This window comes from Fluctibacter halophilus, from assembly GCF_020687825.1.
Classification (GTDB): domain Bacteria; phylum Pseudomonadota; class Gammaproteobacteria; order Enterobacterales; family Alteromonadaceae; genus Fluctibacter; species Fluctibacter halophilus.
This window is the reverse complement of sequence record NZ_JAJEWP010000001.1, coordinates 670,661-683,788: the sequence shown is the minus strand read 5'-3', so window position 1 is coordinate 683,788 and position 13,128 is coordinate 670,661. Positions and strand designations below refer to the sequence as shown.

Genomic DNA, 13,128 nt, shown 5'->3' with positions numbered 1-13,128 from the left:
CCGCACTGAAGTGCGTCCAAAAATGCTCCCGGCATTTTTGTCGAACCGAGGGGTTCTCATTTCGCAGGGAAGACCACAAATAAAAAAGCCCCGCTCTTGCGAGCAGGGCTAACTGAATAGACCTTGCGATGACATCCCAACAGGGATTGCAAAGTACTTCCTGTACTTTGCCGCTACGCGGCCGCACTGAAGTGCGTCCAAAAATGCTCCCGGCATTTTTGTCGAACCGAGGGGTTCTCATTTCGCAGGGAAGACCACAAATAAAAAAGCCCCGCTCTTGCGAGCAGGGCTAACTGAATAGACTTTGCGATGACATCCCAACAGGGATTGCAAAGTACTTCCTGTACTTTGCCGCTGCGCGGCCGCACTGAAGTGCGTCCAAAAATGCTCCTGGCATTTTTGTCGAACCGAGGGGTTCTCATTTCGCAGGGAAGACCACAAATAAAAAAGCCCCGCTCTTGCGAGCAGGGCTTTTTTATTTGGCGTCCCCTAGGGGATTCGAACCCCTGTTACCGCCGTGAAAGGGCGGTGTCCTAGGCCTCTAGACGAAGGGGACTGAAAATCTTCCTTGCGAAGCACTGCTTCGCAGATTTTCAGTAAGGCGAGATGAGCCAGCGAATCGAGCGACCTTATTCTTACCCAATGGTGAGAACGGCGTCGAATCGAGCGACCTTATTCTTACCTTATGGTGAGAACGGCGTCGAATCGAGCGACTTTATTCTTACCTAATGGTGAGAATGGCGCTTGCTGAGCAACCTCTTCCTTCTGATGAGACAAAGATTGTCTCGACTGCAATGCACTATCTAGGCATAGTGTATTGCGTTCCTTGTAAGCACTGCCGGGTTAGCGGCGTTTAAACATCCTGTCTAAACTTGTGCAAAAATGGCGTCCCCTAGGGGATTCGAACCCCTGTTACCGCCGTGAAAGGGCGGTGTCCTAGGCCTCTAGACGAAGGGGACAAAACCTTCTTCTGTCCGACCCACGATGACTTCGTTGTGTACCGGTTAACTAGGCTTAACCGAACAAAGTAAAACGTGGTGGAGCTAGGCGGGATCGAACCGCCGACCTCTTGCATGCCATGCAAGCGCTCTCCCAGCTGAGCTATAGCCCCGTGTCAAAACTATCGCGGCGTTTCCGTCGCGCTGTTCCCTGACAGCGGGGCGCATTCTAGGCACGTGACTTTTTTATGTCAACGCTTTTTTTTAAGATTTTTCTCTGTCTGCTATATATTTGAGCGCTTTGTCGATTCGTTGTGCAACTTGCTCAGAATTTAGCAAATTCAGGGTCACATCAAGGGACGGTGAGTTACCAGCGCCTGTCACAGCGACACGCAATGGCATACCCACTTTACCCATACCGACGTCAAGTTCTTCAGCCGTGGCGTTGATGGCGGCCTGAATGTTGGCCGGCGTCCAATCAGACAGTGCTGCCAGCTTTTGCTGAACCAGTTGCAGAGGCTCTTTGGCTACCGGACGCAAGTGTTTTTTCGCCGCATTGGCATCAAACTCGTCGTACTCCTGATAGAAATAGCGACTGATTTGCGCCATTTCTTTGAGGGTTTTAACCCGATCAGCCTGGATCGCAATCACCGATTCCAATGCCGGTCCACCGCTGGTATCGATTCCCTGTTGGTCGAAATGCCATTTGGCATGCTGAGCGACCTCTTCGGCGGGCAACGACTTCATATAGTGTTGGTTTAGCCACACCAGTTTATCGGTATTAAATGCCGATGCCGACGAACTGATGTGATCCAGATCGAAGTGCTCAATCATCTCATCGAGGGAAAAGATTTCCTGATCGCCATGGCTCCAGCCTAGACGCACCAGATAGTTCAGCAACGCTTGTGGCAGGTAACCATCATCACGGTACTGCATCACACTGACCGCTCCATGGCGCTTAGACAACTTCTTACCGTCATCACCCAGGATCATGGAAACGTGAGCATACTCAGGGATAGGAGCACCCAGCGCCTCAAGGATGTTGATCTGGCGCGGCGTATTATTGATATGGTCTTCACCACGCACCACGTGCGTGACACCCATATCCCAATCATCCACGACCACACAGAAGTTGTACGTCGGGGTACCGTCACTGCGTTGTATGATCAGGTCGTCCAGCTCAGTATTGGCGATTTCAATCTTGCCACGAATGTGGTCATTGATAACCACCGTACCGTCGAGAGGATTCTTAAACCGGATCACATAGGGTTGGTCATCAGGGTGATCGGTGCGATCACGCCAGGTACCCGGATAACGGGGCTTTTCACCTTTTGCCATCTGCGCTTCGCGAATGGCATCCAACTCGCTCATCGGCATAAAACATTTGTACGCTTTACCCTGTTCCAGCAACTGTTGGATCAATTGCTTGTAACGATCAAACCGTTGGGTCTGGTAGTACGGACCATCATCCCAGGTCAGTCCCAACCATTCCATGCCCTCCAGAATCGCATCAATGGCTTCCTGGGTTGAACGTTCAATATCGGTGTCTTCGATACGCAGGACAAATTTGCCGCCCTGGCTCTTGGCATACAGCCAGGAGTAAAGTGCAGTTCGCGCACCGCCCACATGCAGATACCCGGTTGGACTTGGCGCAAAACGCGTCACTGTTGTCATGTTTTATCAATCCTTGTGGAAAAAAGTGGCTGCATTTTACCAGTCCCATCGACCAAAGAAAAAGTGTTGCTTCACTCACCGTGAAATTTGTGCGAATCTGGCCCCCTGTCAGCACCCTACACTCGCCCCGATAACGGAATCCGCATGCCGTACACCTCTGTGCACTCATCAGAACAACTGGCCGGTGTCTCTGCCATTATGCCCCTGGTCATCGCCGCGATTCCGTTTGGTGTCGTATTTGGCGCATTGGCCAGCGCCCAGGGGATGCCTGAGTGGGTAGCATTGTCACTGTCTGCAATGGTGTTTGCGGGCGCCTCCCAATTTATCGCGCTGACCTTACTGGCAAATGACGCCAGTTGGCCGGTTATCGTGTTAACCGTCGGCATCGTGAATCTACGGCATTTATTGTACGCCCTCAGCATGGTACCGCTGGTACGCGAACAGACCTTGTTGCAGCGCTGCCTGATGGGGTTCTGGCTGACCGACGAGAGCTTTGCGGTCACCTATCAACGCTATCAACAACATCCCCGCCAACCCATCTTTCATTTTTACCTGGGTGGTGGCGGCTTCATGTACCTGGCCTGGGTTCTCTCCACCGTCGTCGGCATCTATGCCGGCCAATGGTTCGATGGGCTGGCCGACTGGGGGCTTGAAATCGCCATGGTGGTGGCCTTTGTCGGTATTGTTATTCCCCAGCTCACCCTGCCCAGCCATTGGCTGTGTGCCCTGACAGCAGCAATTGGCGCGATACTGTTTTACGACCTGCCCCATCAACTGGGCATCGTTGTCACCGTTATCGGAGCTGTTGCCGTTGGGGTTATCACCGAACAGGGTCGACCACCGAGGACAGCCACATGACAACCTCCGAATCCTGGCTGATGATCATCGGCATGGCGGCGATCACCTATTTACCGCGCTTTTTGCCGTTAGGTTATGCGCACCGTATTCGACTGCCTCGCCTACTCAATATGGCCCTGAGTTATGTCCCCATTGCGGCCCTGACGGTCATCATCGTGCAGACGTGTGTGATTCGCCACGGCGAGCGGGCCTTTAGCGCGGACAACCCGTTTATCTGGGGCGCGTTGGCTGCGGCCATTGCCGCGTATGTGCAAAAGCGATCGATGGTAACGATTGTGTCCGGGATTGCCGTTTTTGCAGCGGTCGTTGCACTGACACGCTGAAAAGTGGTCTATATTTGCACCATTATTGACAGAAATTGAACAGGGTGGACACTTTTTCAACGCTTGACGTTTTTTTTGCGAGTTTAGTGTTGACAGTCTACAAAGCCCCCCTATAATACCGCCCCACTTGCCCAGCGCGGCAAGTAACAAAAACAGGACGGACGCTTAGCTCAGTTGGGAGAGCATCGCCCTTACAAGGCGAGGGTCACTGGTTCAAGCCCAGTAGCGTCCACCACTTCCTGTTTTGTCTCAAAGATGGACGCTTAGCTCAGTTGGGAGAGCATCGCCCTTACAAGGCGAGGGTCACTGGTTCAAGCCCAGTAGCGTCCACCATCTTCTCTTGATTCCAAATTGCTTCGTCTCGCCCATTAAGTTGCGATTTTCACTTATCAAATCTCATCTAAGTACGATAAGCTTAGGTAAGTCGAAAAATGAAATCGTGTTATGAATCCGCAACTTGCCAAAGATACCAATGTTCTGATCGTTGACGACCAGGTACTTGCCAAGGGATACATGAAGTATTCCCTGGAAGAACTCGGCTTCAGCAAGATCACCTATGTCGATAAGGCACAGTTGGCGCTGAACAAAATCCGTCACGAACATTTCGATTTAATTGTGTGCTCCTACAACCTGAAAAAAGATCAGGATGGCTATTTTTTGTATGAGCAACTCAAGCACAACAACGAACTTCCCCCCAGCACCGCATTCATTTTTGTCAGTGCCGACACCACCTCGGATTTGGTTCACAGTATTGTCGAGCTGCAGCCCGATGACTTTCTGGCCAAACCCTTTACCGTCAACGATTTGGACAAGCGCCTGACCCGAGTTTTGTCGCGCAAGAAAGCCCTGCGCGCGGTGTACCGGTACATGGAAAAACAGCAACATGCCAAAGCGCTGACCGAAGTTGAAAATTTTCTCGCCGAGCCCAAAAACAGTGAGTTTTTTCCATTGGCGCTGAAAACCAAAGGCGAGCTTATGCTGGCCTGCAAACAATACCAGCAAGCCAAGGAATTCTATCTGGCCATTCTGAATGTGCAGCCTTTTACCTGGGCCCAGTTGGGATTGGTTACCGCGTACCTGCATCTGGACGATGATGACGCAGCGGAAAAGCTGGTACTGCGTCTGGCTTTCAAGCCTGACTCGCAGCTAGCCGCCTACGATTTGCTGTCTGCATTGCAGATCAAACAGCACGACTTTGATGCAGCCCTGGAGTGTGTGGTAATGGCAACGGAGATTTCGCCACGCAACATTCGTCGCCACAAGACCGCGATGGATTTGTCGCGCATCACCCATGACTATGAAACCCAGTTTGAGGCGGCAAAAAAAATCGTTAAGTTTGCCAAAAACTCGATCCATGATTTGCCAGAGAATTACCTCAACGTTGCCCGTGCAGGCATCGATTTTGCGATGACCGCTGATGACTCAGAAACCGACAAGCTGATCAAACAGGCCAACGAGTACGTGAAGCAATTCAAAGCCGCGTTTCCCAAGGCCGAACTGCACGATCAGATGAAAGTCATCAATGCCCGCCTGTTGTATCTGCAGGATGAAAAAGAAAACGCCAAGGCACTGCTGGAGCAACTGGACAATCACAACTGGGAAACCGAGAGCATGGAAGCACTGCTGGACAAGGCCAAAGCCTTCCATGAACTGGGCTTCTATGAACAGTCAAACGACATCATCGAACACATTGAACAGCGCTGTAAGCAGGACGAACAGGAAGGCAGCCTGTTTCTCCATTATGTGCAAAAAGAAAAAGTCGAGCGCTCTGCCATCAAGCAGACACCGCGGGAACTCAACAATGCTGCGGTTGGTTACTATGAGCATGGCGATCTGGACAAAGCCCTCAAAACATTCCGTCAGGCCTACACCGTAATGCCTAAAAACCCGGCCATCGCGCTCAATTTACTGCAATCCATCGCTACCATGGCGAAGGAGCAGGAAATGCCAGACAACGCACGCCAGACCATTCACAATTGCATTCACACGCTGGAAAACAGCCCCTTGACGGAAGAACAGGTGGAGCGTTATCACAAAGTGCGTAACTACATCGAGCAACAACAGGCGTCGCTGCCATGAGTACCACGTTGTCAGCGATTCAATTACTGGTAGATGATTACCAGGCCGCGTTGGATTACTACTGTAAAACGCTGGATTTTGTCTGCATCGAGGACGAGGTCAATCCCGATGGTTCCCGCTGGGTTAAAATACTGCCTAGCCACTATGCGACCACAGCCCTGGTATTGCACCGTGCTGTCAGCCCGGCCCAGCAAGCCAGCCTCGGGCGCCAGGCCGGTGATGCGGTATTTGGCATCCTGTACTGTGAGGATTGTGAGCAAACCTACCAGCAGTGGCAATCACGGGGGGTTCAGTTTGAACAGCCACCGGTCAGTCAGGCCTATGGCACTGTTGCTATCTTCTCCGATTATCTGGGCAACCGCTGGGATCTGATAGGCCCGCCAACCGACCACTAACGGTCATTCATTACGAGACAGCTATGCGTTCCAACCGTTTTCCCGTCGCACAGGATACCCCTGTTAACTGGCGTGTGTTGCGCGCCCTGTTGCCTTACTTGCTGGAATTCCGCCAGCGAGTCGCACTGGCCTTACTGTGTCTCATCGCAGCCAAACTGGCTAGCGTCGGCTTACCCTTTGTACTCAAGCACACCGTCGATACCCTGAATGTCGACACCACACAACAGGCCCTGTTGGTCGCACCGCTGGCATTGGTAGTCGCCTATGGCGTATTACGCTTTGCCAACGTACTGTTCGGTGAAATTCGTGACACCTTGTTCGGCCGGGTGACCGAACGGGCGATGCGGCGCCTGGGACTGCAGGTGTTTAAACACCTGCATGCATTGGAGCTTGATTACCACCTCAATCGCCAGACCGGCGGTCTGTCCCGCGACATGGAACGGGGTACCAGCGGGGTCGGCTTTCTGATGCGCTTCATGGTGTTTAACATTGGCCCTACCCTGTTCGAAATTACCCTGGTCGTCAGCCTGCTTTTTTACCATTACGGCTACACCTTCGCGGTGGTGATCCTGTTGTCAGTGATCAGCTACGTGGTGTACTCCATGAAAGCCACCGACTGGCGTACACGATATGTCAGACAGGTGAATCTGGCAGACTCCACCACCAACAGCCGTGCCATCGATAGCCTGCTCAACTATGAAACCGTCAAGTATTTTAATAACGAAGATTTTGAAGCACAGCGCTACGATGACAACCTGGCGGAGTGGGAACAAGCACGACGCAAAAACCGCTTATCATTGTTCGTATTAAACGGCGGGCAGGCCCTGATCATTGCTATCTCCATGACCGTAATGATGGGATTGGCCGCCATGGGCGTTGCCCGCGGTGAAATGACCATCGGTGATTTCGTGTTGATCAATGCATTTACCATGCAATTGTTTATGCCGCTGAATTTTCTCGGCTTTGTGTATCGTGAGATCCGCGGCGCACTGGCCAACATCGAAAATCTGTTCAACATTCTGGCGTTAACCCCCAAGGTTGCCGATCAGCCTGACGCTACAGCGTTATCGCCCAAGGCGGGTTCAATCCGGTTTGAAAACGTGTCCTTCGCCTACCATCCCGAGCGTCCTGTTTTGCAGGATGTCACCTTTCAGATCCAGCCGGGAGAACGGGTCGCCGTGGTGGGTGAAAGTGGCTCGGGCAAATCCACCCTGGTCAAGTTGCTGTTTCGTTTTTACGACGTCAGCGCGGGCCGCATTCTGATCGATCAACAGGACATTCGCGACGTGACCCAACAATCCTTACGACAGGCGATTGCCATGGTTCCCCAGGATACCGTGCTGTTTAATGACACGATCTTTGAAAATATTCGCTATGGGCGGGCAGACGCCAGTGATGCAGAGGTTGAACGGGCCATTCAACTGGCGCATTTGGCGCCATTTATCGCGTCCCTCCCCGAGGGCGCAAATACCAAAGTGGGTGAGCGGGGACTCAAACTGTCCGGCGGCGAAAAACAGCGGGTTGCGATTGCGCGGGCAATCCTCAAAGGAGCGCCTATCCTGGTGTTCGATGAAGCAACATCATCACTGGACAGCCACGCCGAGCATCATATCCTGTCTGCCATTCGAGAGATTGCCAGCGGACATACCAGCCTGAACATTGCCCACCGCCTGTCCACCATCGTAGATGCCGATCGCATTCTGGTGATGCAACAAGGTAAACTGGTGGAACAAGGAACTCACACTCAACTGCTGGCCAATAACGGCGCCTACGCACACCTATGGCACAAACAGCACCAGGCGAAACAGGAAAACTGACATGGACCCTCAGCAACTCAAACAGGCCGTTAATGCCACAATGCCATTCGGCAAGTACGCCGGTCGTCGGCTATTGGAATTGCCGGAACCCTATCTGGTGTGGTTCCACCAACAGGGGTTTCCGGGCGGCCTTCTGGGAGAACAACTGGCGCTCATGTATGAAATAAAGTGCAACGGACTGGAAGGCATGCTGCGCCCCCTGCTGGAGCATCGCTGATCCGCCTGGCAGTGGGCCCGACGCAGACAAACCTATATCGATCAACAACCTACAATAACGCCATCGCCTCTGCAGACTTACCCATTCAGATATGTGAATTCATAACCGGGTACCCACCACTCAGCCCCTTTCCCTTGCAAATGCATAAGGTTGGGTATAATTTCAGATAAGGACAATTTCTCCAACGTGTACAGGCGGTTAAGCTGTTATGACCGAGACGGCTACAGATGTAGCAGTGCAGTATGAAAGCGTCATCAAAGCACTGATGCCGTTCGCCTCCCGTGGGCGACTGAGTGAAGGCCTGAACAAACTGCGCGCCCGGATCAATAAAAAGGATCTGGAAGCCATTCGCTACGAGGTCAGCCGCCTGCTCGCCCCCTGCATGGAATCGACCAATTCGCGCAAATTCGCCCGTGGACGGGTACGCCCCATCCGGGTTAATGATGATGTCGAAGTGCATCTGGATTCGGTCGGTGAGCGTATTCTCAACGCCGAACTAAAACGCTACAACAGCCAGTATACCCAGGGTGTTTTCGAAGCGATCAGCTCAGAGTCGCGCTATAAGGATGAGCTTGGCAAAGAGGAGCTGAAGAAAAAGATTGAAGCCTTTGCGGTGGATTGTGTGGTCGGCAGCAATGACATTTCTCCCGAACGGGCCAAAGTGCTGCCCAACTTTTCGTTAAAGTGCGAAAAGCTGGAGGCGTTTCCGACGTTGCCGGTCCACTACCTGAGTAAACGGGAAGTTGCGCTGCAATTCGCCAAGAAACCCCAATTGTCCATCGGTGAAGTCCTCACCTTTACCTTTCCCCCCCTTAGCCATAAGCCGACCGGCGAACTGACGTTTCAGTATCAATGTACCAGTATCGAAGCACTGCCCGGCAAAGGTGGCTTTGCGGCGGTTTTTGTTGCCGATCCGGAGCAGGAAGGCCTTGAAGCGGTGGAAGAGTTTGTGACTGAAAACCTGCACAAGTTACCACTGGTGGCCGATCAGGAAGAAACCCGGACACGCCTGCAGTTGCTCAAAGACACGGTGATCACCAATACCACGCAACGGGTCACACTTTGTAGTCTGCAAAAAGACACCCTGATCCCTCAGGCACTGTTGACCCCTACCGGTCACGTGGATGATTACCTGGATCCAAACCTGCCCACATTCCATCCTGGCCTGCTCAGCCGATTGAGTAAAGAGTTCGCCAATGACCGTGAAACCTACCAGTTTTACCTGCAACAGGATCTTAATGGTGAACAGCAGGAATACTGCGCGCACCTGGGCGAATTGATCAAAGACAAAATGTTGGCCAGCTTTGTCGGCACCGGCCTGGCAAATGGCTCCTTGCGGGTATTGCGTTTATCGCTGGTTAGCCGACAAGACGAGTTAATGCGCTCGATGCCGGATGTTGTCGAGCCGTTACCGACTTACCTACAACGCTGCAAATTCGTGTTGTACAGCCAGGATGTCAGCGCTGAGCTGGCGCAGTTTATGGTCGATAGTCAGACCGCATTGAAACCGTTACCACTGCACTATCACGTCAACGCCAAACGGGTGCCGGTGATGCAATGCGCGCCAATGGAAGAAGAACGGCGCCAGGAAGCCCGCTTCACCTTTGATGTCGAAGCAAAAGTCAAAACCGGTCTGTTTTCCAGCACTGACGCCCGAATCTGTGATGTATCGCCGCGCGGACTGAGTCTGGTATTTACCTCGCCACCGGCAAAATTGAAAAACCGCCTGTCGATCTCGATTGAGGAAATGGGCCTGGAGGGGGTGAGCTACGAGGTTGTGTATTACAACCCGGCTGAGGGGCTGGCCCGTTGCAGCCTGGTCAATGATGAGGTTGCCGAACGGATTGAAACCATCATGGCGATGAACCGGCCGTTCTTTGATCAGCACAATGTGCAGCAAATGCAGCGTATGACTTTTGATTATCTGTGGCAGTTCGCCTGTCACTCATTGCCCGGCGTACACATATTGCTGAGCAAAGACAAACGCATCAAAGATCAGCTCATCGTTGCCCATACCGACGGCCACCGCAAGAGCCTGGCACCGTTCATGATCCAGGACAACAAGCTGCCAACCCATGGCTGGATTGCCGACGCTGAACCTGAGCAGATGACATCCACCAAGCTGAACAACCTGGTCAGCGGCAAAGAGATCGTTGAACGGGCACTGTTTTACATCAACCGTGGTGCCGGTAAATACACCAACGTCTCCGATGAGCTGTTCAATAAAGCTGACAGCCGTCGCAAAATGTATGCGGCAATGGCGCGAAAACAGGGTTACCTGGTCGCCCACTCGATGACCCTGCACCGCTATCAGCAACTGACCGATACCTGGTACCAGCGACGCTGTCAAAAACTGGCGCAGGTCGATCGATTGGCGATTTCACGGATCCGCAAACAGGAAACCCAATGTGTACATATGCTGTCTGTGTTGCCGGTCTCCCGCTTGCACCAACACCTGCTAAAAGTGGGACAATTCGAACAAAAAACTGGCGCCAGCGCTGCGGCACAGGGATAGCAGACAATGATCCGAGCTACCCAACGCCGCGTAATGCACAACATAAATACCCCCCGTTAGGAACGCCCAACTCTTCGTTATGCGTCACAATCCACGCCCCCGTCGCAGCTCAATCAACCACTTGCACATGGATCGACAAATCTGGGCCCTGCATCAGGCCATTGGCCAAAAACTGCTGCGTTCACCGGAATTGGCCGCAGACGTTCAGACAAAGATAGAACAGCGCTATGCCGCCGGACAATTGCGTCACGGCCCTTACCTGACCTGGAGCACGTTACTGGAACACATTTCTCAGGCGGAGGTATTTATGCAAGGTCTGCTCGATCCGTCTCCACGGATGCGACAGCTAAGACGCAGGACACCGTTCACCGGCATTCTTACTGAAGCAGAGCGAGCACGGGTATTGGACGACTTAAGCCACGGCAATGTCGATTTTCCTGACGCCCTGCAATACCCGTTGCACGCCGGTTAAAAGGCATAAAAAAAGGCGCCGTAAGGGCGCCTTTTTTAACATCTCGGATGCGTGCTTAGCGACGCAGACCCAGACGTTTGATCAGGTCAGTGTAACGATCCAGATTCTTGCCTTTCAGGTAGTCCAGCAACTTACGACGCTGGCTAACCATGCGCAACAGACCGCGACGAGAGTGGTGATCTTTCTTGTGATCAGCGAAGTGGCCTTGCAGCTTGTTGATGTTGTGTGTCAACAGTGCAACCTGTACTTCAGGTGAACCGGTATCGCCTTCTTTAACGGCGTAATCTGTGATGATTTGTGCAGTTTCTTGCTTAGTTAGTGACATAATGTTCTCCAAAATAAACATCAAAGCCCGCCGATCACTAATTCAGCTGGGCCAAAAGAGCGCGTATTATAGCGATGCCGCCACAAATAGCAAGGGCTGGCAACGCGCATTCATACTATTCACGTACCACCGAGCGTTTAGGGGTAACCCTGCCATCGGGCTCGATGGCGCCAACCCCCCAGAACAGCTGTTCCTGTCGGTCATACACCCGAACCTGCTGCCCTACCTCCAACGACGTCTCGCTGTCACACTGGGCTGGATTGCCATTGCGATAATAGCGCAATGCAATGTCATCAAGCATGACTGCAGGAAGACGTTTCACTGCGGTATCCATCGGCAGCAATAACGGGTCCAGGTAGGTGGAAGGCGACACATCTTCAGCATTGGCTTTATCCACCAGGTACTCGAGGGTTTCCAGGGTGACCATGCGTTCGCTGGGGTAGTCTGTGACAGCACTACGGTGAAGCTTAGACACATAGGCGCCACAGCCCAATGCCTGCCCCAGATCATCCACGATGGTGCGAATATAGGTGCCCTTGCTGCAATGCACGCGCATGTCCACTTCATCGTCCTTGAAACGCAACACGTCGAGGGCGTACATCGTAATATCACGGGCTTCACGCGGCACCTCAATGCCTTGACGAGCATAGTGGTACAGTGGCTTGCCCTGGTATTTTAATGCAGAAAACATCGAAGGCACCTGCTGAATATCACCACGAAATTGCTCACAGGCGTCAAGCAACTGCGCTTCACTGACCTCAACAGGCTGACGGCTGACAACGTCACCATCGGCATCCGATGTCGTGGTACGAATACCCAAGCGAGCGGTCACTTCATAGGTCTTGTCTGCATCGAGCAAAAACTGGGAAAACTTGGTTGCTTCGCCAAGGCATACCGGCAACATGCCGGTGGCGAGAGGATCCAACGCCCCGGTGTGCCCGGCCTTTTGGGCAAAAAACAGGCGCTTTACCCGTTGCACTGCATCATTGGAAGACAGCTCCAAGGGTTTATCAAGCAGGACTATGCCGTCTACTGCACGGCCTTTACGACGTCGAGCCACGCAGTTATTCCTCGTTACTATCGTCTTCGATATTGCGCCCAGCTTTGGCAGCGCGCTCGCGATCTTTGTTCAGCGTGTCGGTTACCAGATTGGAAATACGCATGCCTTCAGTGATTGACGTATCTTCAACGAACTTGATACTGGGCACGGCTCGCATACGGATGCGGCGGGCCAGCAGCGAGCGCACGTAACCGGTGTTATCGCTGAGGATTTCCATCGACAGCTTGGTCACGGCCGGATCGTTGACATAGAACGTCACATACACTTTGGCGTGAGCCAGGTCACGGGATACGTCCACGCCAGACACGGTGACCATACCCAGACGAGGATCACGGTGTTTGATTTCCTGCTGCAGAATACTCGCCACTTCTTTGTGGATCTGTTGCCCAACCCGTTCAGTACGGGAAAACTCTCTTGCCATTAGATGCTCCAAGACAAAAACGGAGGCCCGCGCC

At 52.8% G+C, this 13,128-nt stretch carries 12 protein-coding genes and 5 tRNA genes; 10 read left to right on the top strand and 7 right to left on the bottom strand.

Annotated elements, in window-relative coordinates:
• Nucleotides 1-480: 480 nt before the first annotated feature.
• The 4 genes from LJ739_RS03175 to gltX form a co-directional block, all read right to left on the bottom strand.
• Nucleotides 481-556: transfer RNA gene (locus LJ739_RS03175), tRNA-Glu, on the bottom strand.
• 327 nt (nucleotides 557-883) lie between these two features.
• Nucleotides 884-959, bottom strand: a tRNA-Glu gene (locus LJ739_RS03170).
• 76 nt (nucleotides 960-1,035) lie between these two features.
• Nucleotides 1,036-1,111 (bottom strand) — tRNA-Ala (locus LJ739_RS03165).
• A 91-nt stretch (nucleotides 1,112-1,202) separates the two neighbouring features.
• Nucleotides 1,203-2,612 carry a glutamate--tRNA ligase gene (gene gltX, locus LJ739_RS03160; RefSeq protein ID WP_229157148.1) on the bottom strand — a complete coding sequence of 470 codons (1,410 nt, stop codon included), beginning with the start codon at nucleotides 2,610-2,612 and terminating at the stop codon, nucleotides 1,203-1,205.
• Nucleotides 2,613-2,756: 144 nt separating this feature from the next.
• Between gltX and LJ739_RS03155 the strand changes: the two genes are divergently transcribed.
• The 10 genes from LJ739_RS03155 to LJ739_RS03110 all read left to right on the top strand — a co-directional run bounded on the left by LJ739_RS03155 (nucleotide 2,757) and on the right by LJ739_RS03110 (nucleotide 11,288).
• A complete protein-coding gene (locus LJ739_RS03155; protein ID WP_229157147.1) occupies nucleotides 2,757-3,470 on the top strand; it encodes an AzlC family ABC transporter permease in 714 nt (237 codons plus the stop codon).
• On the top strand, nucleotides 3,467-3,793 hold the full coding sequence (locus tag LJ739_RS03150; protein WP_229157146.1) for an AzlD domain-containing protein: 327 nt from the start codon (nucleotides 3,467-3,469) through the stop codon (nucleotides 3,791-3,793). Before LJ739_RS03155 ends, LJ739_RS03150 begins: the two co-directional genes overlap by 4 nt.
• Before the next feature lie 159 nt (nucleotides 3,794-3,952).
• Nucleotides 3,953-4,028, top strand: a tRNA-Val gene (locus LJ739_RS03145).
• 22 nt (nucleotides 4,029-4,050) lie between these two features.
• Nucleotides 4,051-4,126: transfer RNA gene (locus LJ739_RS03140), tRNA-Val, on the top strand.
• A gap of 111 nt (nucleotides 4,127-4,237) precedes the next feature.
• Nucleotides 4,238-5,872 carry a tetratricopeptide repeat-containing response regulator gene (locus LJ739_RS03135; RefSeq protein ID WP_229157145.1) on the top strand — a complete coding sequence of 545 codons (1,635 nt, stop codon included), beginning with the start codon at nucleotides 4,238-4,240 and terminating at the stop codon, nucleotides 5,870-5,872.
• Nucleotides 5,869-6,267 (top strand): VOC family protein, encoded by a 399-nt coding sequence (locus LJ739_RS03130; RefSeq protein WP_229157144.1) that lies wholly within the window; start codon nucleotides 5,869-5,871, stop codon nucleotides 6,265-6,267. The genes LJ739_RS03135 and LJ739_RS03130 overlap by 4 nt, the downstream gene beginning before the upstream one ends.
• Before the next feature lie 23 nt (nucleotides 6,268-6,290).
• Nucleotides 6,291-8,084 (top strand): ABCB family ABC transporter ATP-binding protein/permease, encoded by a 1,794-nt coding sequence (locus tag LJ739_RS03125; protein WP_229157143.1) that lies wholly within the window; start codon nucleotides 6,291-6,293, stop codon nucleotides 8,082-8,084.
• 1 nt (nucleotide 8,085) lies between these two features.
• Entirely contained in the window at nucleotides 8,086-8,301 is a 216-nt protein-coding gene (locus LJ739_RS03120) for a DUF3820 family protein (RefSeq protein WP_229157142.1), read from the top strand.
• Nucleotides 8,302-8,509: 208 nt separating this feature from the next.
• Nucleotides 8,510-10,816 carry a PilZ domain-containing protein gene (locus tag LJ739_RS03115; RefSeq protein WP_229157141.1) on the top strand — a complete coding sequence of 769 codons (2,307 nt, stop codon included), beginning with the start codon at nucleotides 8,510-8,512 and terminating at the stop codon, nucleotides 10,814-10,816.
• A 127-nt stretch (nucleotides 10,817-10,943) separates the two neighbouring features.
• A complete protein-coding gene (locus LJ739_RS03110; protein ID WP_229157140.1) occupies nucleotides 10,944-11,288 on the top strand; it encodes a hypothetical protein in 345 nt (114 codons plus the stop codon).
• 55 nt (nucleotides 11,289-11,343) lie between these two features.
• On the opposite strand, the gene rpsO is transcribed toward LJ739_RS03110, so the two are convergent.
• The 3 genes from rpsO to rbfA all read right to left on the bottom strand — a co-directional run bounded on the left by rpsO (nucleotide 11,344) and on the right by rbfA (nucleotide 13,094).
• Nucleotides 11,344-11,613, bottom strand: coding sequence for a 30S ribosomal protein S15 (gene rpsO, locus LJ739_RS03105; protein ID WP_229157139.1), 270 nt, complete (start codon nucleotides 11,611-11,613; stop codon nucleotides 11,344-11,346).
• A 115-nt stretch (nucleotides 11,614-11,728) separates the two neighbouring features.
• A complete protein-coding gene (truB, locus tag LJ739_RS03100; protein ID WP_229157138.1) occupies nucleotides 11,729-12,673 on the bottom strand; it encodes a tRNA pseudouridine(55) synthase TruB in 945 nt (314 codons plus the stop codon).
• Nucleotides 12,674-12,677: 4 nt separating this feature from the next.
• On the bottom strand, nucleotides 12,678-13,094 hold the full coding sequence (rbfA, locus tag LJ739_RS03095; protein ID WP_229157137.1) for a 30S ribosome-binding factor RbfA: 417 nt from the start codon (nucleotides 13,092-13,094) through the stop codon (nucleotides 12,678-12,680).
• Nucleotides 13,095-13,128 lie beyond the last annotated feature (34 nt).